The 18,466-nt window shown below is 72.1% G+C and carries 16 protein-coding genes; 8 read left to right on the top strand and 8 right to left on the bottom strand.

The genetic code is table 11. The annotated features are described in order from the left end of the window. Positions 1-19 precede the first annotated feature (19 nt). A complete protein-coding gene (gene hemE, locus J3P44_RS02230; protein WP_255888597.1) occupies positions 20-1,084 on the bottom strand; it encodes a uroporphyrinogen decarboxylase in 1,065 nt (354 codons plus the stop codon). 72 nt (positions 1,085-1,156) lie between these two features. On the opposite strand from hemE, the gene J3P44_RS02225 reads away from it, so the two are divergent. Together J3P44_RS02225 and J3P44_RS02220 are read left to right on the top strand one after the other, a co-directional pair. Then, positions 1,157-1,777: a DUF3000 domain-containing protein gene (locus tag J3P44_RS02225; RefSeq protein ID WP_255888596.1), complete on the top strand. Its 621-nt coding sequence runs from the start codon at positions 1,157-1,159 to the stop codon at positions 1,775-1,777. A gap of 4 nt (positions 1,778-1,781) precedes the next feature. Continuing rightward, the gene (locus tag J3P44_RS02220; protein ID WP_255888595.1) at positions 1,782-3,116 is read left to right on the top strand and encodes an HRDC domain-containing protein; all 1,335 of its coding nucleotides are present in this window, start codon (positions 1,782-1,784) and stop codon (positions 3,114-3,116) included. A gap of 27 nt (positions 3,117-3,143) precedes the next feature. Here J3P44_RS02220 and J3P44_RS02215 read toward each other — a convergent pair whose 3' ends face one another. From J3P44_RS02215 to J3P44_RS02195, 5 genes are all read right to left on the bottom strand, one after another. Next, a complete protein-coding gene (locus J3P44_RS02215; RefSeq protein ID WP_255888594.1) occupies positions 3,144-4,562 on the bottom strand; it encodes an extracellular solute-binding protein in 1,419 nt (472 codons plus the stop codon). A 70-nt stretch (positions 4,563-4,632) separates the two neighbouring features. Continuing rightward, complete coding sequence (locus J3P44_RS02210; RefSeq protein ID WP_255888593.1) at positions 4,633-5,079, bottom strand: type II toxin-antitoxin system PemK/MazF family toxin; 447 nt, start codon at positions 5,077-5,079, stop codon at positions 4,633-4,635. A 130-nt stretch (positions 5,080-5,209) separates the two neighbouring features. Then, complete coding sequence (locus J3P44_RS02205) at positions 5,210-5,806, bottom strand: hypothetical protein (protein ID WP_255888592.1); 597 nt, start codon at positions 5,804-5,806, stop codon at positions 5,210-5,212. Between the two features lie 9 nt (positions 5,807-5,815). Further along, positions 5,816-9,631, bottom strand: a complete 3,816-nt coding sequence (gene hrpA, locus J3P44_RS02200) for an ATP-dependent RNA helicase HrpA (RefSeq protein ID WP_255888591.1) — start codon at positions 9,629-9,631, stop codon at positions 5,816-5,818. A 39-nt stretch (positions 9,632-9,670) separates the two neighbouring features. Further along, positions 9,671-10,096: a hypothetical protein gene (locus J3P44_RS02195; RefSeq protein ID WP_255888590.1), complete on the bottom strand. Its 426-nt coding sequence runs from the start codon at positions 10,094-10,096 to the stop codon at positions 9,671-9,673. Positions 10,097-10,249: 153 nt separating this feature from the next. On the opposite strand from J3P44_RS02195, the gene J3P44_RS02190 reads away from it, so the two are divergent. Both J3P44_RS02190 and J3P44_RS02185 read left to right on the top strand, forming a co-directional pair. Continuing rightward, the gene (locus J3P44_RS02190) at positions 10,250-10,657 is read left to right on the top strand and encodes a YciI family protein (protein WP_255888589.1); all 408 of its coding nucleotides are present in this window, start codon (positions 10,250-10,252) and stop codon (positions 10,655-10,657) included. A 12-nt stretch (positions 10,658-10,669) separates the two neighbouring features. Continuing rightward, positions 10,670-11,842, top strand: a complete 1,173-nt coding sequence (locus tag J3P44_RS02185; protein WP_255888588.1) for an RNA polymerase sigma factor — start codon at positions 10,670-10,672, stop codon at positions 11,840-11,842. On the opposite strand, the gene J3P44_RS02180 is transcribed toward J3P44_RS02185, so the two are convergent. Next, positions 11,756-13,375 carry a hypothetical protein gene (locus J3P44_RS02180; RefSeq protein WP_255888587.1) on the bottom strand — a complete coding sequence of 540 codons (1,620 nt, stop codon included), beginning with the start codon at positions 13,373-13,375 and terminating at the stop codon, positions 11,756-11,758. The genes J3P44_RS02185 and J3P44_RS02180 overlap by 87 nt on opposite strands. 137 nt (positions 13,376-13,512) lie before the next feature. Here J3P44_RS02180 and J3P44_RS02175 point away from each other — a divergent pair, with 137 nt between their 5' ends. The 4 genes from J3P44_RS02175 to J3P44_RS02160 all read left to right on the top strand — a co-directional run bounded on the left by J3P44_RS02175 (position 13,513) and on the right by J3P44_RS02160 (position 16,972). Further along, positions 13,513-14,229 (top strand): response regulator transcription factor, encoded by a 717-nt coding sequence (locus J3P44_RS02175; RefSeq protein WP_504928400.1) that lies wholly within the window; start codon positions 13,513-13,515, stop codon positions 14,227-14,229. Beyond that, positions 14,226-15,638: a sensor histidine kinase gene (locus J3P44_RS02170; RefSeq protein WP_255888586.1), complete on the top strand. Its 1,413-nt coding sequence runs from the start codon at positions 14,226-14,228 to the stop codon at positions 15,636-15,638. The genes J3P44_RS02175 and J3P44_RS02170 overlap by 4 nt, the downstream gene beginning before the upstream one ends. 117 nt (positions 15,639-15,755) lie before the next feature. Then, positions 15,756-16,256: a GNAT family N-acetyltransferase gene (locus tag J3P44_RS02165; protein ID WP_255888585.1), complete on the top strand. Its 501-nt coding sequence runs from the start codon at positions 15,756-15,758 to the stop codon at positions 16,254-16,256. Positions 16,257-16,396: 140 nt separating this feature from the next. Beyond that, complete coding sequence (locus J3P44_RS02160) at positions 16,397-16,972, top strand: ribonuclease FAU-1 family protein (protein ID WP_255888584.1); 576 nt, start codon at positions 16,397-16,399, stop codon at positions 16,970-16,972. Here J3P44_RS02160 and J3P44_RS02155 read toward each other — a convergent pair. After that, positions 16,961-18,385: a threonine/serine exporter family protein gene (locus J3P44_RS02155; RefSeq protein WP_255888583.1), complete on the bottom strand. Its 1,425-nt coding sequence runs from the start codon at positions 18,383-18,385 to the stop codon at positions 16,961-16,963. The two genes, J3P44_RS02160 and J3P44_RS02155, sit on opposite strands and share 12 nt — an antisense overlap. Positions 18,386-18,466: the final 81 nt, after the last annotated feature.

Here is an 18,466-nt window from a genome sequence, read left to right as displayed (position 1 = left end):
CTGACGCCGGTGACGCCGATCAGGGCTGGTAGCCGTGCACGAACTCGGTCAGCGCCGTGAGCTGATCGGGGTTGGTCGACGGGATGACCCCGTGGCCGAGGTTGAAGATGTGCCCGTTGGCGGCCCGGCCGGCATCGATGATCTCGGCGGCCCGGGCGGTCATCACCTCGGTGGGCGCGAACACCAGCGTCGGGTCGAGGTTGCCCTGCACGGCGCGGCCACCCACCAGCGGGATGGCGTGCTCCAGCGGCGTACGCCAGTCGACGCCCACCACGTCGGCGCCCGCCTCGCCCATCAGGCCGAGGAGGTTGGCGGTGCCGACGCCGAAGTGGATGCGCGGCACGCCGAGCTCGCCGGCGGCCGCCAGCACCCGCTGGGAGTGCGGCATGACCGAGTCGCGGTAGTCGGCCGGGGTGAGCGCCCCCGCCCAGGAGTCGAAGAGCTGCACGGCCGAGGCACCCGCCTCGACCTGGATGCGCAGGTAGGCGGCCGCGATGCCGGCGATCTTGCGCATCAGCGCGTCCCACAGCTCAGGGGCGCCGAACATCATCGCCTTGGTCTTCGCGTGCTCCTTGGAGGGCCCGCCCTCGACCAGGTAGGACGCCACGGTGAAGGGGGCACCCGCGAAGCCGATGAGCGGCGTCGCGCCGAGCTCGGCGGCGAGCTGGCGCACGGCGCGGGAGATGTAGGGCACGTGCGCGGGCGTGAGGTCGGGGATCGCCTCGACGTCGGCCAGCGTGCGCACTGGCGAGGCGACGACCGGCCCGACCCCCGGCACGATGTCGAGGTCGACGCCCACGGCCTTGAGCGGCAGCACGATGTCGGAGAAGAAGATGGCCGCGTCCACGCCGTAGCGGCGTACGGGCTGGAGCGTGATCTCGGTGACGAGGTCGGCGTCCATGCAGGACTCGAGCATGCCGATGCCCTCACGCACCGCGAGGTACTCCGGCAGCGAACGACCCGCCTGGCGCATGAACCACACCGGCGTGTGGGCCGGCTCCTCGCCGCGCGCGGCCTTCAGGAACGGGCTCTCGGCGAGTCCCGGGTGGGCCCCGGAGCGCGCGGTGCTGTCGGCGTCGGTCACGATGCGAATCTTCGCAGGTCAGGCGGCGTGGCGGCGCATCGGGAGTGCGCACGACTGGCCTACTCTGGACGAATGGTGGCCCGTCACGAGACCCACCCGGGCAGTGCTGCCGCGGCTGGGCCCGCGGAGTTCCGCGCGGCTGTGGAGTCGATGCGTCAGGCGGCTCTGCGCCCCGAGGTGTTCTGCGAGGAGATGCCGGCACCCCAGCGCATCGCACCGTGGTCGTCGGCCCTGAGTGGCGACGTCACGGTGGACGACGAGGACCTCGGCACCGGCCGCCTGATCCTGCTGCACGACCCGGCCGGCAACGACGCGTGGGACGGCACCTTCCGCTGCGTCGCCTACGCCCGCGCCGACATCGACCCCGAGCTCGGCGCCGACCCGATGCTGGCTGCGGTCGGCTGGTCCTGGCTGACCGAGGCACTGGAGGCCCACGGCGCCGGCTACCACGCGGCGTCGGGGACGGTCACCTGCGTCACCACCGAGAGCTTCGGCGGGATGGCCGACGAGGCCGGCACCGCCCAGGTCGAGATCCGGGCGTCGTGGACCCCCGCCGTCGACGAGGACGGCGCGCTCGACATGACGCCGCACGTCGAGGCCTGGGGCGAGCTCATGTGCACCGCCGTCGGCCTACCGCCCGTCCCCGAAGGTGTCACCGCCATCCCGAGCCGGCGCGGGCAGCGCGGCACCTGAGCCGATGCCCGACACTCCTCCTGACATCGAGCCCGAGTCCGCCGACGAGGTCCCTGAGGCACCCGAGGCAGCGGACGCACCAGAAGCACCAGAAGCACCAGAAGCACCCGGGGCACCTGAAGCTCCCCCGGCCCCGCTGCTGGAGCTGCGCGACGGCCTCCCCGAGATCGTCGACACCGACGAAGGGCTGGCCGAGGCTTGCGCGGCGCTGGCGGCCGCCACCGGACCGGTCGCCATCGACGCCGAGCGGGCCTCTGGCTACCGCTACTCCAACCGGGCCTACCTCATCCAGCTCCGTCGCGAGGGTGCCGGCACCTGGCTGGTCGACCCGATCCCGCTGACCACGCTCGACCCGCTGCAGGAGGCCCTTGCCGGCACCGAGTGGATCCTGCACGCAGCGACCCAGGACCTCCCGTGCCTGCGAGAGGTGGGCCTGACACCCACCAGCCTCTTCGACACCGAGCTCGCCGGCCGGCTGCTGGGCCTTCCGCGTGTCGGCCTCGCCACCCTGGTGGAGACCGTGCTCGGCCAGCGGATGCGCAAGGAGCACTCCGCCGCCGACTGGTCCACCCGCCCGCTGCCCCAGCCCTGGCTCGAGTACGCCGCACTCGACGTCGAGGTGCTCCTCGAGCTGCGCACCCACATGGTCACCGAGCTCGAGAGGACCGGGAAGGCGGAGTGGGCCCGCCAGGAGTTCGAGCACCTCCTGGACTTCGAGCCCACCGTCCGCAACGAGGCGTGGCGTCGTACGTCCGGGGTGCACCGGCTGCGCGGTCGCCGGGCGCTCGGTGCCGCCCGGGCCCTCTGGGAGGCCCGCGACGCGATCGCCGCCGAGCGCGACGTGACCCCCGGACGCATCCTGCCCGACTCCGCGATAGTGGCCGCGGCCACCGCGATGCCGACCGACCGTCGCGCGCTGCTGTCCACGCCGGGCTTCCACGGGCGCGGCGCCAGCCGCTATGCCGCGACCTGGGTCGAGGCCCTGGAGCGGGTCCGCGAGATGACCGAGGACGAGCTGCCCAGCCGCGCCCCGCGTGGCGACGGTCCCCCGCACCCCCGCACGTGGGCCGAGCGCGAGCCCGTCGCCGACCGGCGGTTCAAGGCCGCGCGCGAGTCGATGCTCAACCTGGCCGAGGTCCACCACCTGCCGGTGGAGAACCTGCTGACCCCCGACTACCTCCGCCGGCTGATGTGGGCCCCCCCGGCGACCCGCGAGCCGGCCGCCCTGGCCGAGGCCGTCCGCGCCCAGCTGGCGGCCTACGGTGCCCGCCCGTGGCAGGCCGAGCTCGTCACGGGTGCGCTCGTGGGCGCGATCCTCGCGGCCGACGCGGAGGAGTAGGGCGCGAGGCACCGGCCCCGTGCCCGCTCATTCGGAGGGGGACTCGCTCGGCGAGTCCGTCGGGGACTCGGTCTCCTCGCCCTCCTCGGGAGGCGCGAGGATCGTCTGCGAGGTCTCGTCGATCTGCTCGGTCACTGCCTCGAGGTCGAGCACACCGGGCGCGGTGACGAGGCGCTCCAGGAGCGGGGTCACCGCCTCGACCAGCTCCACGCGCTGGTCGATGAACGGCGGCACCTCCATGTAGCGGATGCTCGTGTTGAAGACCGTGGCGTTGGCCGGCTCGAGGTCGGGCGCGAGGAAGTCCGCGGATGCCGCGACCTCGGTGTTGGCGGGGACGATGTAGCCCGTCGAGGAGACCGTGGCGATCGCGGCGTCGGAGACGGCGTAGGCGATGAAGTCGGCCGCGTCGCCGGTCACCTCGGAGTCCGCGGAGAGGCAGAGCCCGCTGATGTCGCCGACCGTCGCCCGGGTGTCGATGGTCGGCATCGGCAGCACGTCGAACTCGAGGCCTACGGCGTCGCGCAGCTCTGGCACCAGGTTGCGGAAGCCCGCGATCATCGCGAGCTCGCCGCGCTTGAACAGCTGCACCGGCGTCGCCCGGGCGAGCTGGGCGTTGGTCGGCGTAACGGCCGCGTTGCGCAGGATCGCGAGCGTCTGGTCCAGCGCTTCGCGGGTGTTGTCGTCGGAGAAGGCCAGCGACGTGGGCTCGCGGTCGTCGTCGAAGACCTGGCCGTCGCCGGAGTAGATGAAGGGCGCCAGCCCTTGCAGCGTCGGGTCGATCCAGACCCCGCGCCGGTCGCCGCGTCGCGACGCGAACTGCGCGGCGGCACCGAACTCGGCCAGCGTCCACCGGTCCCGTACGCCCTCGTCGTCGGCCGTCGGGACGTCGTACTCGCGGCGCTCCATCTTGTCGAAGTCGACGAGATCGGTGTTGTAGTAGATGACCATCGGGGAGACGGAGTAGGCCATGCACTGCAGCTCGTCGTCCATGGCGAAGGCGTCGACGGCGTCGCGGGAGAACCGGTCGCCGAAGTCGACGCCGCGCTCGTCGAGCAGCAGGCTCACCGGCTGCAGGGCCTCGGCCTCCACCAGCTGGTCGAGGTCGATGCGGGAGGTCAGGAAGGCGTCCGGGGCGTTGCCGGCGAGCACGTCCTCGAGCGCGGACTCGTGGTCCGGCCAGGACTTCAGCGTCACCTGCCGGGTGGTCGAGGCGGCGTTGAAGGAGTCGACGACGTCCTGGAAGGCCGCCACCTCCTCCTCGCTGCCGTAGGCGCCGAAGACGACCTCGCGCGGCTTGTCCGTGGCACCTGACTGGCCCTTGCCCGGCGACTTCGTCGGCCGCGGCTGCGGCTCGGCGTTGCCGGTGCACGCCGCGGTCGCGAGTGCGACCGTCAGGGCGCAGCCGGCCAGGGCGGCGCGGCGGAGGGCGAGAGGGCTGAGAACCACGCAGTGACCCTAGGCCATGTCTCCCAATCCCCGGACCTCCGCGCAGCAGGCCATGGGGTGCCGAATGCCGTCAGCGGTCGAGTCCGCGCCAGGCTTCGACGACGTCGCGGAAGATCGTCTCCTCGAGGGCGGCACCCTCCCGTCGTACGCCGTCGCGCTCGAGACGGACGAGCCGGTCGAGCCGGACCTCGCTCGGACGCCCCTGGGCGTCCCAGCCGCCCGGACCGATGTCCATCCAGACGCGGCCGTAGCGGGCCTCCTCGGCGGCGTCACGGTCGTGGTCCTTGCTGCTGAGCATCAGCCCGACCCAGCCGTCGCCGTCCGTGTCGAGCAGCAGGACCGGCCGGTCCTTGCCCCGGCCCGGGTCGTCCTCGTAGGGCACCCAGGCCCAGACGACCTCGCCGGGATCCGGCTCGCCGTCCATGTCGGGTGCGTAGAACGCGGAGACGCCCTCGCGCGGCTCACGCCCGGAGGACCCTCCCCGGAGGAGGCCGGTGACGCGGCGGAGGAGACCCATAGGAAGAGCCTAGACAATGTGTGAGTGCGCCGGACCGGGAGCGCCTCACGGCGCGAGGCCGCTCGTAGCGGCTCATTGTGGGACCCGGGGCTGCCACAGCCCGACGCACTCAGGGGACAGTGTAATGGCCTCAGCCCAGCGAGTCCTTGATCTCCCCATGTCCCGCGGCCTCGAGCTGCTCGGACAGCGCGAGCATCCGGCTGATGTCCTCGTGGGAGGACTCCCCGCGGGTGGCACGGCCGGCGGCGACGATGCGGGCGAACGCCGCGGCCCGGAACAACGTGACGGCGAAGTCGCCGCGGGCGATGCCCCGCAGCACGTCGTCGAGCATGCCGCGCAGCTCGTCGGGTCCGGGCGGGTTCGCCACACCGGCGACCACACGGGCGACGTCGGCCCTCCGCTGCCCGGCCTCGAACTCGACCGCGACGCGTTCGGGGTCGGCGTACACCCACGAGCGCAGCAGGAACAGCCGCCACAGGCTGCCCGCGAGCGTGTCGGCGGGAGCGCCCGACCAGACCTCGGCGAGGATCTCGAGGCCCTCGCTCTCGGCCAGGTGCACGATGCGCTCGGCCAGCGCGGGGTCGTCGGACTCACGCGCTCCCCGTACCAGGACGGTCGCAGCGAGGTCGCCCGCCTCGCGCAGGAGAGCGGGATCCGCACCGCCGGCGATCTCGGCGAAGAAGCCGTCGCCGGGCGTCATCGGACGGTGGTGGGTGCGGCCGGTCATCTGCACAGACTAGATCGCGCTGCCCATCACCTTCCGGATCCGCTGGTCGCTGACCTTCTCGCGCGTCCCGAGCTGCTGGGCGAAGAGGGAGACGCGGTACTCCTCCAGCAGCCACCGGGACTCGCGCAGGTGCTGCGGCATCGGCTGGCCGTCGGGCAGTGCCGCCACCGCGTGCAGCCAGGCCTCCTGGAGCCCGGAGACCTGGTCCATGAGCTGCCGGTCGCGCGCGACCTGGCCGTCGAGCCGCTCGCGACGCTGCGTGACCGCCGCGAGGTAGCGCGGGTAGTCACGCAGCCGCGCCACGCCCGCCTCACCGATGAAGCCGGGCGCCATCAGGCGCGCGACCTGCGCGCGCATATCGGTCATCGCCGGAAGGGTCATCAGGTCGGCCCGGCCGGAGATGGCCTTGTCGGTGGTGCGCCACGCCTCCAACACACGCATCACCTCGTGCACGGCGGCGCTCAGGCCGTCCGCGACCGCGTCGCGTGCCGCCGCCACCACTGCGTCGTACGCCGCCTCGTCCCGCACGCCCTGCCGCGCGTCCACGACCTCGCCGACCAGCCCGGCGCGTACGTCGCCGAGCAGGTCCGCGACCGACGGGTAGAGCGACCCGACGAGAGCGAGCTTGGCCCGCTGGTCGAGGCCGGCGGCGGCCAGGACGTCGTCCACGGGCGCCGGCGGGCCGAGCGCGAGGAGCACCAGGCGGCGTACGCCGAGGCGGTGGTGCGCGGCGGCCTCGTCGACGGTGGCGAGGATCCGCAGGCCCACCGTGGCTCCCTCGTCGACGAGGGCCGGGAAGCCGCGGACCTCGTGTCCGGCACGGCGCTGGACGAAGGACTCCTCGACGGCGCCGAAGGTCCACGTCGTCTGCCCCGTCGCGGTGATGCCCGAGTCGGCGGCGACGTCCGCCATTGCCTGCTCGAACGTGGGGCGGAGCGGCTCCTTGAGGGCGTCGAGGTCCTTGCCCCGCCCGGCCTCCACGCCCTCCTCCGTCACCACGCGGTAGGTCGGTCGCAGGTGCGCCGGCACCTTGGACCAGTCCCACGCCTCACGGCCGATGACCAGGCTGCGAGTGCTGCGCGCGAAGCGCTCGAGCGCGTCGAGCAACGGCTCGGCACCGGGCGGCGTCGCCTCGAGGAACTCGCGCGCGGTGTTGGGCGCGGGCACCATCGCGACGCGCAGGTTCTTGGGCAGCGAGCGGATCAGCTCGGTCACCAGCTCCTCACGGAGTCCCGGCACGAGCCAGGAGAAGTCGTCGGCCTCGATCCGGTTGAGGGTGGCGACCGGCACCTCGATGGTCAGGCCGTCGTCGGCCGCGCCGGGCTCGAAGTGATAGCTGATCGGGAACGTGAGGCCGGCCTCGTCGCTGTCGTGCCACTCGGTGGGGAAGTCGTGCTGGCGCACCTGGTCGGCGGTGTCGTGGGTGAGCATGGCCGGGTCGAAGGTGAGCAGGTCCGGCCGCTTCTGGCGCGCGCGCTTCCACCACTGGTCGAAGTGCTGCCCGCTCACCACGTCGGCGCCGACGCGGGCGTCGTAGAACTCGAACAGCGTGTGCTCGTCGACGACGATGTCGCGGCGCCGGGCACGGTGCTCGAGCTCCTCGGCCTCCTCCAGCAGGCGCGCGTTCTCGGCGAGGAAGCGATGGCGCGACTCCCACTCCCCCTGCACGAGGGCGTGGCGGATGAAGAGCTCACGCGCGAGCGGCGGGTCGACCCTGCCGTACTGGACGAGCCGGTCGGCGACCAGCGGTACGCCGTACAGGGTCACGCGCTCGCGGGCCATCACCGCGGCCCGCTTGCGCGACCAGTGGGGTTCGGAGTAGGTCCGCTTGACCAGGTGGGCGCCGAGCTGCTCGGCCCACTCGGGCTTGATCGCAGCGTTCTGCCGCGCCCACAGGCGGGACGTCTCGACGAGCTCGGCGCTCATCAGGAAGCTCGGGTTGCGGCCCTTGAGCACGCTGCCGGGGAAGATCGCGAACCTGGCGTTGCGGGCACCGAGGTACTCCCGCATCGGCCGTCGCTCACCGGGTCGGGCCTTCTCGCGCTCCTCGAGGGCACCGATGTGGCTGAGCAGGCCCGAGAGCAGGGCCTGGTGGATGCCGTCCTCGTCGGGCGCGTCCGGGGCGTGCCCGACCTCGAAGCCCATCTCCTTGGCGACCTGGCGCAGCTGGGACTCGTAGTCCTGCCACTCGCGGATGCGCAGGTAGTTGAGGTGCTCGCGCTTGCACATCCGGCGGAAGGCGCTCGACGACAGCTCGCGCTGCTGCGCCTTGACGTGGCGCCAGAGGTTGAGCCAGGTGAGGAAGTCGCTGGACTCGTGCTTGAAACGGGCGTGCAGCTGGTCGGCCTGGGCGCGCTGCTCCTCGGGCCGCTCGCGGGGGTCCTGGATCGAGAGTGCCGCCGCGATCACAAGGACGTCGCGCACGCAGCCGATGCGCTCGGCCTCGAGGATCATCCGGCCCAGCCGCGGGTCGATCGGGAGCCGGGCCAGGCGGCGGCCGACCTCGGTGAGGCGTACGCCCCGCTGGGCAGGCGCAGTCGTGAGGGCGCCGAGCTCCTCCAGCAGGTCGGTGCCGGCCTTGATGTTGCGACGGTCGGGAGGTTCGACGAAGGGGAACCGGGCGATGTCGCCCAGCCGCAGCGAGGCCATCTGCAGGATGACGCTGGCAAGGTTGGTGCGCAGGATCTCCGGGTCGGTGAACTCCGGCCGCGCCTCGAAGTCCTCCTCGGAGTAGAGCCGGATCGCGATGCCCTCCTCCACGCGCCCGCACCGCCCGGAGCGCTGGTTGGCCGAGGCCTGGCTGATCGGCTCGATCGGCAGCCGCTGCACCTTGGTGCGCACGGAGTACCTGCTGATCCGCGCGACGCCGGTGTCGACGACGTACCGGATGCCGGGGACGGTCAGCGAGGTCTCAGCGACGTTGGTGGCGAGCACGACGCGGCGCACGGTGGAGGGGTGGCTGGAGAACACCTTGTGCTGGTCGGCCGCGCTGAGCCGGGAGTAGAGCGGGACGATCTCCAGCCGGTCGCCCCCCGACATCGAGCCCCGCAGAGCGTCGAACGCGTCGGCCGTGTCGCGGATCTCGCGCTCGCCAGGCAGGAAGACGAGCACGTCGCCCGGCCCCTCGGCGGAGAGCTCACGGACCGCGTCGAGGATCGCCTCGGTCTGGTCGCGCTGCACCGGCTCGCCCTCGTCGTCGGCTTCCGGCAGCTCGAGGAGGGGCCGATAGCGGACCTCCACCGGGAACGTACGCCCGGACACCTCGACCACGGGCGCGTCGAAGTGGGCGGCGAACCGGTCGACGTCGATCGTGGCGCTGGTGATGATCACCTTGAGGTCGGGGCGGCGGGGCAGGAGCCGCTTGAGGTAGCCCAGCAGGAAGTCGATGTTGAGGCTGCGCTCGTGGGCCTCGTCGATGATGATCGTGTCGTACTTGCGGAGGTCGCGATCGCGCTGGAGCTCGGCGAGCAGGATGCCGTCGGTCATCAGCTTGACCCGGCTGGCCCGGCTCGTGCGGTCGGTGAAGCGGACCTGGTAGCCGATGACGTCGCCGAGCTCGGTGCCGAGCTCCTCGGCGATCCTCTCGGCCACCGACCGCGCGGCGATCCGGCGCGGCTGCGTGTGGCCGATCAGCCGACCGCCGTTGGCCGGTCCGGCGCCGCGGCCCAGCTCCAGGCAGATCTTCGGGAGCTGGGTCGTCTTCCCCGAACCCGTCTCGCCGGCGACGATCACGACCTGGTGGTCGCGGACGGCCGCGGCGATGTCCTCACGGCGCGCGGAGACCGGGAGCTGGGGCGGGTAGGTGATCTTCACAACGGGCGACATTCTCGCCCACCGCGGCAACCGCCTTTCGGGCGGAGCCGGTCAGCCGTCGCTGCCCTCGTCCTCGGGCGCGATGCTCGGCGGGACCAGACCCGGTACGCCGTGCGGTCCGCGCTCCTTGGGTCCGTGCCGGCCGAAGTCCCCCTCGCCCCCCATGTCGCGGCGGTGCACCCATCCGGGCCGCTCGCCCGGGCCGTCACGGGTGACCGCGTGGAACGTCGCGGCGCCGACGCCGCCGACGATGATGCCGGCGAGGGCGGAGGCGACCAGGGCGGCGAGGCCGAACGTACGGCTCCCGTCCTCCGACCGGCGCAGGGCGCGCAGTCGCTCACGGAACCCGCGTCGGCCGCTGCCGGCCGCCTCCGGAGGGGGTGCGTCGGGGGGCGTACCTTCCGCGCGCACCGGCTGGGTCTCGTCGTCCGTCCTGTCGTCGTTCGTCCTGTCGTCGTTCCTGGTGTCGTCGCTCATGGCACCGAGCGTGGACGGGCCGGCTGTGCGTCACCTGTGAGCGCGCCCTGAGCGGGCCAAGACCTGTCCGGCCCCTGATGTCGAGAACCGGCGCACGGCTCCGTCCCCGGGGTGGACGCAGCACAATGGCTGCACCTGACACAGGAGATCGAGATGCCGAAGTACCTGATCCTCAAGCACTACCGAGGCGCCCCCGCCCCCGCGAACGACGTGCCGATGGACCGCTGGACGCCGGAGGAGGTGGACGCGCACGTGGCGTTCATGGGCGACTTCGCGAAGCGCCTGGAGGAGAACGGGGAGTTCGTCGACGGGCAGGCGCTGTCGCAGGAGGGGGCGTTCGTCCGCTACGACGGTCCCGGCAAGCCCCCGGTCACCGACGGCCCGTTCGCCGAGACCAAGGACCTCATCGCCGGCTGGTACGTCGTCGACGTGGAGGGCTGGGACCGGGCGGTCGAGCTCGCGGGCGAGCTGTCCGCGGCGCCCGGGGCCGGCGGCAGGCCGATCCACGAGTGGCTCGAGGTGCGCCCCTTCTACGGCGCCCCGTCCGCCACCGGGGAGTGAGTCTCAGCCACCATGCATGAGCCGGTGGACGCCTTCGACGAGGTCCCCCTGCGGGAGCTCATCCCGGCTGTGATCGGCGTCCTCGTCCGTCGCGGTGCCGACTTCGCGACGGCCGAGGACGCCGTCCAGGACGCCCTGGTCGAGGCGGTGCGCACCTTCGGCGAGACCGGTGTCCCGCGAGACCCGAAGGGCTGGCTGGTCACGGTCGCCTGGCGCCGGTTCCTCGACGTCGTACGGTCCGACACGGCCCGGCAGCGACGCGAGGTCGCCGTGGACAGCGAGCCCGAGCGGGGGACCATCGAGGACGTCGACGACACCCTGCGGATCTTCTTCCTCTGCGCCCACCCCGCGCTCACGCCCGCGTCGGCAGTGGCGCTGACGCTTCGTGCGGTCGCGGGCCTCACCACGCGTCAGATCGCCGAGGCCTACCTCGTCCCCGAGGCGACCATGGCCCAGCGGATCAGCCGCGCCAAGCGGACCGTCTCGGGCGAGGCCTTCGACCGGCCGGGCGACCTCGACACCGTCCGGCGGGTGCTCTACCTCGTCTTCAACGAGGGCTACACCGGTGACGTCGACCTCGCCGCGGAGGCGATCCGGCTCACCCGTCAGCTCGCGTCGCTCACGAACCGGGAGCGGGCCGACCCCGAGACCGACGGCCTGCTTGCGCTGATGCTGCTCCACCACGCGCGCCGGCCGGCGCGCACCCGCGCCGACGGCACCCTCGTGCCGCTCGCCGACCAGGACCGGTCCCTGTGGGACGCCGGGCTGGTCGAGGAGGGCGTGACGATCCTGCAGGCCGCGCTGGCGCGCGAGCGACGCGGCGAGTTCCAGCTCCAGGCGGCGATCGCCGCCCTCCACGCGGATGCCCGCAGCGCCGCCGAGACCGACTGGGTCCAGATCCTTGCCTGGTACGACGAGCTGGCTGCGATCACGGACAGCCCGGTCGTCCGGCTCAACCGGGCCGTCGCCGTCGGCGAGGCGGACGGTGCACAGGCGGGTCTCGCCGCGTTGCGCGAGGTGGACCCCGAGCTACCCCGCCACCGCGCGGTGTCGGCGTACCTCCACGAGAAGTCGGGCGACCTCGCGACGGCCGCTCGCCTATATGTCGAAGCCGCTGCGCTGGCGACCAACCTGGCCGAGCGCACCCACCTCACCCGGCAGGCGGCTCGGCTCAACCAGGTGTGATGCACCGCGTCGGGAGTCCGGCAGCTCGAGGACCTGACGGGTCAGCTGGACGGTGAAGCTCTTGACGTCGTAGCGGCTCCCAGCCGTCAGGCCCGTGCTCCACGCCACGAAGGGTCGGTCCTCGAAACGGTCGTGGACGAGTCGGTTGACCTGTCCGCCAACGACCGATGCTCCGCGCCTGATGCCCACCCCCGATCCCCGATGTACCGAACGGTTCGTGAAACGCCACGGCTTGTTGTCGGAGTAGTAGCCCAGGATCAGGTAGGAACCGGCGCGACCCCGGCTGGGTCCTCCCGTGAGGGAGATCCGCATCCGGGTGTACTTGTCGAGGACGCTCTGCGGAACGTAGATCCCATGCACGACCTGGACGAACGACTCCTTGGGCCGGCGGCACCGAGTGGCGCTGTAGTAGCCCAGCGACCCACGCCAGCCCCGCGAGGCGGGCTTGTGCAGGGTCGAACAGTCGCCGACGAACTTCTTGACGATGGTCTTGGCGGCAGGGACGGTCCGGGTCCACGTGTCCTGGCGAAGGCGTTCGGCGCGCACTTCGATCGGCGCGCCAAGGCCGGTGCTCGAGTTGTCGCCCGCATCGGTGGCGACTGCGCGCAACCGGTAGGTGCCGGGCGGCAGCGACCTCCGTCGGCTGTCACGGCCGGCGAACTCGAACGTGTACGGATCCGCTCGGGGAAAGGCGGGCAGGACCGAGTGGACGACACCCGTGGCCTCGTTGACGGCGACGACCTCGACGGTTCGGGCGCCCGTGGTGCTGACCGTGACCCCGACGGAGTCCAGGTAGCCGTCGTCGTAGGAGTAGATGACCGAGCCTGTCGTGCTGATGACGGGCGGTGGCGGCGCGACGCCGTCGATGTTGGCGAGGAGAACCTGGGTCCCCTCCAGGTGCCCCACCGCCGTTCCGTCCAACGTGATGACCATCTCCAGTGAGCCGCGCTGCTCCGGCGTACCCGCAGGAACGCTGACGACGATCTCGCCACGGGTGCTCAGCGGGGTCGTCCCGGTCTGGAGCACCGCACCGTCGGCGGCTAGCAGCCGCCACGAGGTCGTACCGAGCCCTTCGGGCACGTAGCTGAACGACAAGGCCTGAGCGGTGGGACCGATCGCTCCTCGACCGCCGACCAACGGAGTGGTGTCCGCCTCGACGTAGATGCGCAACGGGCGGCTGTAGCCGGCGCTCGCGCAGGTCCGGTCCACGACGGTGCCCGGGCATCGGTAGACGTAGACGGTCGTCGAGAAGTTGTCGGCGGACTCGGCGAACGGCAACGTGACGTCACCCTCGTGCGGAAGGACGAGCTCGCGGACCTGATCCTCGGCCGGTCGCCACTGGGCGATGAGCGTGCCCACTCCACCGGCGTCGTTGACGGTGATCGTGTACGGCGTGGCGTGCGGGTTGAGGATCGTCTCCTCGGGCCACGCGATGGGGCCGGTCGCCGCCGAGACCGACGCCGGCACCACACTCAACAGTCCTCCGACCAGGATCACGGCGACGCCGATGACCCATCGTTTCCCCCGTGTCATGGGCGGGACGATAGATCTCGCGAAGCCTCCTTGGTGCCGAAATCGCCGAACGCGGTGCAACTGACTGGCCCGGAGCTGACGGCCATGCCACACGGCTTGCACAGCAACCGCACAGGAAAGGGCGGCAGGATGGTCGCGTGCTGCAGCTCACCCGCCCCGACGGCTCGCCCGTGCGTGTGCTCGTCGTCGACGACGAGGTCAACATCGCCGAGCTCCTCGCGATGGCGCTGCGCTACGAGGGCTGGGACCTCCGGATGGCCTACAGCGGGCAGGGCGCCGTCTCGGCCGCCCGCGACTTCCGCCCCGACGCGGTCGTGCTCGACATCATGCTCCCCGACTTCGACGGCCTCGAGGTGCTGCGCCGGATGCGCGCCGACGGCAACGACGTACCCGTCCTCTTCCTCACCGCCAAGGACGCGGTCGAGGACCGGATCGCGGGGCTGACCGCCGGCGGCGACGACTACGTCACCAAGCCGTTCTCCCTCGAGGAGGTCGTGGCCCGGCTGCGCGGGCTCATCCGCCGCAGCGGCAGCGCGGCCCAGGCCGACGCCCGCAACGTGCTCGCGGTCGGCGACCTCACCCTCGACGAGGACAGCCACGAGGTGCACCGGGGCGGCGCGGAGATCAGCCTGACCGCCACGGAGTTCGAGCTGCTGCGCTTCCTCATGCGCAACCCGCGACGGGTGCTGAGCAAGGCTCAGATCCTCGACCGCGTCTGGCAGTACGACTTCGGCGGGCAGGCCAACGTGGTCGAGCTCTACATCTCCTACCTCCGCAAGAAGGTCGATGCCGGGCGGGAGCCGATGATCCACACGATGCGCGGTGCCGGCTACGTCCTGAAGCCGGCCTCGTGAGGCTCGCCGACCGGCTGCCACGCACGCTGACGGTGCGACTGGTGGCGGTGGCGGTGCTCCTTGTCGCGGTCTCGGCGCTGCTCATCGCCCTGACGACGACAGTCGCGATGCGCAGCTATCTCTACGGCCAGCTCGACGACGACGTCCGCGGCGCACTGGGCCGTAGCTATGCCGACCCGCCGATGGACTTCCACGTCGAACGCGGCCCGGAGCCCGAGGGACGGGGTCAGCGGATCGGCACCGTGACGGCGCAGTTCTACGCCGACTACGCGACCGGCGACCTGCTCGCCGACGCGGGCCGCGGCCCGGCCGACTTCGAACCACTCCCGGAGGACGCCCTCAGGATCCTCGAGCGCGTGCCCCCCGACGGCCGGATCCACACGATCACCCTCCCCGAACTGGGCAGCTACCGCGTCATGGCCGCGCGCGAGGGCAGTCCTCGCTCGGTGGCAGGACTGCCCGTCGACGAGGTCGACGACACGATCGCCTCGCTCGTCCAGTGGGAGCTGCTCGCCACGTTGCTCGGCGTGGCCGGCGCAGCGGCCGCCGGCACCCTCGTCGTACGCCGCCAGCTCGCGCCGCTGCGCGAGGTCGCGGCAACCGCCCACCGCGTCGCCGAGCTGCCGCTCGCGTCGGGCGAGATCCAGATGACCGAGCGCGTGCCCGAGCGGCTCACCGACGAGCGCACGGAAGTGGGCCAGGTCGGCTCGGCGCTCAACACCATGCTCGACCACGTCGAGGCCTCGCTCGACCAGCGCCACCGCAGCGAGCAGCAGGTCCGCCAGTTCGTCGCGGACGCGTCGCACGAGCTGCGTACGCCGCTGGCCACCATCGCCGGCTACACCGAGCTGGCCCGTCGCCGGCCCGAGACCTCCGGCACCGCGCTCGACAAGGTCGAGACCGAGTCCAGCCGGATGACCGCGCTGGTCGAGGACCTCCTCCTGCTGGCTCGGCTCGACTCCGGCCGCCCTCTGGAGCGCGAGCCCGTCGACCTCTCGCGCCTGCTGCTGGAGGCGGTCGACGACGCGCGGGTCGTCGACCCGGAGCGGTCCTGGCGGCTGGTGCTGCCCGACGCCCCGATCACGGTCCCCGGCGACGCGGACCGGCTGCACCAGGTGGTCACGAACCTGCTGACCAACGCGCGCCGCCACACCCCACCGGGCAGCACGGTCACCGTGACCGGCTCCACTGGCGGCTTCACCGTCCACGACGACGGGCCGGGCTTCTCGCCCGAGCTCGTGCCGCGCGCCTTCGAGCGCTTCACCCGCGGCGACGCGGCCCGCACCCGCGCGGGCGGTGCCGGGCTCGGCCTCTCCATGGTCCACGCCATCGTGGCCGCGCACGGCGGCACGGTCGACCTGGCCAGCGTGCCGGGCGACACGACCCTCACCGTCCACCTGCCGACCTGACGCTTGTGCACGCGGACGCAGAGCCGACCTGACGCTTGTGCACGCCGACAGGACGCCGACCTGACGCTTGTGCACGCGGCACCGACTGCAGGACGCCCGGGCGCTAGGCTCGTGACGGTGCACATCCGTCCCAAGGCAGACTCGGACGGACCTGGCTGCCTCGCGCTACTTCTCGAGGTGCACCGCACAGACGGATACCCGCGATACCTGCCTGACGATGCGCCGCGCTTCATCACGCCGCCATACGAGTCGGCGGCCTGGGTGGCCGAAGAGGACGGCGAGATAGTCGGTCACGTCGGCGTTCACGAGGCCGCCGGCGATCCCATCCTCGATGCCGCGCAGCGAGCCACGGGTCTGGGGGCCGAGCAACTCGCGGTCATTGCCCGCTTGCTCGTTGCACCCCTCACGCGTCGGACAGGACTTGGTCAGGCCCTCTTGGAAACCGCAACGTCACATGCCCGTATGAGGGGGCGTCGCGCGGTGCTTGACGTCGTGCAGGACGCTGCTGCGCCGATCGCCTTGTACGAGGCGAATGGCTGGACACGCCTGGAGCCGCTGTCGCTGGAAGTCACCGATCGGAACTCATTGGACCTTTGGGTCTATCTCGGTCCTGAGTGAGGAACGCCAGTGCTGCTGCACGGCCCCTGTCGGGAGCGCGTGCAGAAGCGTCAGCTCGACCCGTCCTGTGTGCGCACAAGCGTCAGCTCGACCGGTCCGGCATGTGCACAAGCGTCAGCTCGGCTGATAGAGATGGGGACATGGAGCCCGGCACCCCGATCCGCTGCGAGATGACCAAGTGGGGCGACCGGCCCCACTGGCAGTTCGAGGGCATCCACCTCGGCTCCGACGAGAACGGCGAGTGGATCGGCGTACCGGCGGGGAGGCGCTACCACCGCCCCGGCCACGAGTTCCACTCCGAGGTGGACACGGTCACGGTCGTCCCGGCCGGCGGCTGGTACGCCGCGACCTTCCACGCCCCCGGCACCTGGTGCCACACCTACGTCGACATCACCACGGAGGGCGTGTGGGACGGCCACGTGCTGCGGATGGTCGACCTCGACCTCGACGTCGTACGGCTGGCGGACCCCCTTCCCGACTTCGCGCTCGAGGGGGCCAGGGAGGCCGGCCGCACGCCCGGCGAGATCTACGTCGACGACGAGGACGAGTTCGCCGAGCACCAGGTGGCCTTCGGCTACCCCGCCGAGATCATCGAGGCGGCGCAGGACAGCTGCGACGCGGTCCTGGCCGCGGTGCGCGCGAGCGCGGCGCCGTACGACGGCACGCACCTCCGCTGGCTCGCCGAGCTCAGCCGGATGTCCGAGTCACTCGCCTGACGTCCGCCTGAGCGCGCGCCGCTCGGCACGGGTCAGCGCGCGGAACGGGCCGACGAGGCGGGGTCCGGCGAGCCGGTTCTCCAGCTTGCGGGCCTCGCGCTTGAGGGGCTGGGCGACGTACTCCCCGAGGATCACGCCGGACGCCAGCGCGATCGCGACGGACATCGCCGTCATCAGCGCAAAGATGCCCTGGGAGACGAAGTAGCCGCCGTCGGCCAGGAAGGTCAGCCCGCGGTAGATCTGAAGACCTGGCAGGAACGGCACGATGGCGGGCACGGCGACCACCAGCGGCGGCACCCGCACCCGGCCGGCCACGGCGTAGGCGACCAGGCCGATGAAGAAGGCCGCGACGCCTGCCGCGGCGGCGCGACCGAAGCCGTTGACCTCGACGGTCTGGGCGACGAGCGCAGCGACGGCCGTGATCAGGCCGATGGGGAGCACCGCACGACGCGGCGCGTAGCACGCCGCGCTGAACGCGGCCGCGGACACGGCGGCGCCCGCAAGCACGACGGGGAGGTCGGTGTCGCCCAACCGGCCCGGCACGAGTGGACCCAGCGGGATGCCGGCGCCGTCGGCGACCGAGATGCCCAGGGCGACGCCCGCGATGATCCCGGCGGTCGCCATCATGGCCTCGATGAGGCGTGCGCTGGCCGTCAGGTAGAAGCCGGTGAGGGCGTCCTGCACCGCACCCATCAGGCCGATGCCCGCGAGCAGCAGGATGATGTTGGCGGTCACCACCAGGGACTCGTCGACGTCGATCGGGGTGGCGGCCACCGCCGCCGCGAGGATCGTTGCGATGGCACCACCGGCCACCTGGAGGTAGAAGAAGGGCAGCCGGCGCCGCGCCATCAGGATCTGGACCCGGTCGATCAGCACGGCGGCCACCGCCGCCACGACCGAGACGACCGGGCCACCGCCCAGGAAGACGCCGACCGCGGCCGCCATGACGGCCCACGCGATCGTCACCGCCCAGCGCGGGAAGGCGTGCCCGAGCGAGACGATCGTGGCCATCCGCGAGCGGGCCAGGTAGAGGTCGGCCCGGTCGGTGAGGACGTCGCGCACGAGGTGGTCGACCGCGGTGAGGTCCTCGTAGTCGATGTCGCGCTGCATCACGTGGCGCATCATCAGCACCGGTACGTCGTCGGGCGAGCGCTGGTGGCTCATCGACAGGGCGGTGAAGGTGACGTCGATCTCGGCCTGGCGCAGCCCGAAGTGGTCGGCCACGGACCGCATCGTCGCCGTCACGTCGGCGGCACCGGCTCCCGAGGACAGGAGCATCTCCCCGACCCGCAGGCACAGGTCCATCGTCAGGTGGATCTCACGGGTCCGCTCCGCAGCCTCTTCCGCCGCCACTTCCTGGGAAGTCCCCTGCTCGCCGCTCTCGTGGGGAGGGAGCCCGTCCTGCTGGTCCACCCGGCCATGCTCGCACCCGCCGACCGGCCCACCTGTCGCAGGGGTGAACCCGTCCACGCCCGCCCTCCCTAGAGTGACGGC

The organism is Nocardioides astragali, assembly GCF_024436375.1.
Taxonomy (GTDB): domain Bacteria; phylum Actinomycetota; class Actinomycetes; order Propionibacteriales; family Nocardioidaceae; genus Nocardioides; species Nocardioides astragali.
Note: the sequence above shows the minus strand (reverse complement) of the source record. Positions and strands in the feature narration are given on the sequence as shown.

What these genes read in the sequence shown, in the direction of transcription:
- J3P44_RS02225 (WP_255888596.1), top strand. Translation starts at nt 1,157, where the DNA reads ATGGTGGCCCGTCACGAGACCCACCCGGGCAGTGCTGCCGCGGCTGGG.
- J3P44_RS02220 (WP_255888595.1), top strand. Translation starts at nt 1,782, where the DNA reads ATGCCCGACACTCCTCCTGACATCGAGCCCGAGTCCGCCGACGAGGTC.
- J3P44_RS02210 (WP_255888593.1), bottom strand. Translation starts at nt 5,079, where the DNA reads ATGGGTCTCCTCCGCCGCGTCACCGGCCTCCTCCGGGGAGGGTCCTCC.
- J3P44_RS02205 (WP_255888592.1), bottom strand. Translation starts at nt 5,806, where the DNA reads ATGACCGGCCGCACCCACCACCGTCCGATGACGCCCGGCGACGGCTTC.
- hrpA (WP_255888591.1), bottom strand. Translation starts at nt 9,631, where the DNA reads ATGTCGCCCGTTGTGAAGATCACCTACCCGCCCCAGCTCCCGGTCTCC.
- J3P44_RS02195 (WP_255888590.1), bottom strand. Translation starts at nt 10,096, where the DNA reads ATGAGCGACGACACCAGGAACGACGACAGGACGAACGACGACAGGACG.
- J3P44_RS02190 (WP_255888589.1), top strand. Translation starts at nt 10,250, where the DNA reads ATGCCGAAGTACCTGATCCTCAAGCACTACCGAGGCGCCCCCGCCCCC.
- J3P44_RS02185 (WP_255888588.1), top strand. Translation starts at nt 10,670, where the DNA reads ATGCATGAGCCGGTGGACGCCTTCGACGAGGTCCCCCTGCGGGAGCTC.
- J3P44_RS02180 (WP_255888587.1), bottom strand. Translation starts at nt 13,375, where the DNA reads ATGACACGGGGGAAACGATGGGTCATCGGCGTCGCCGTGATCCTGGTC.
- J3P44_RS02160 (WP_255888584.1), top strand. Translation starts at nt 16,397, where the DNA reads ATGGAGCCCGGCACCCCGATCCGCTGCGAGATGACCAAGTGGGGCGAC.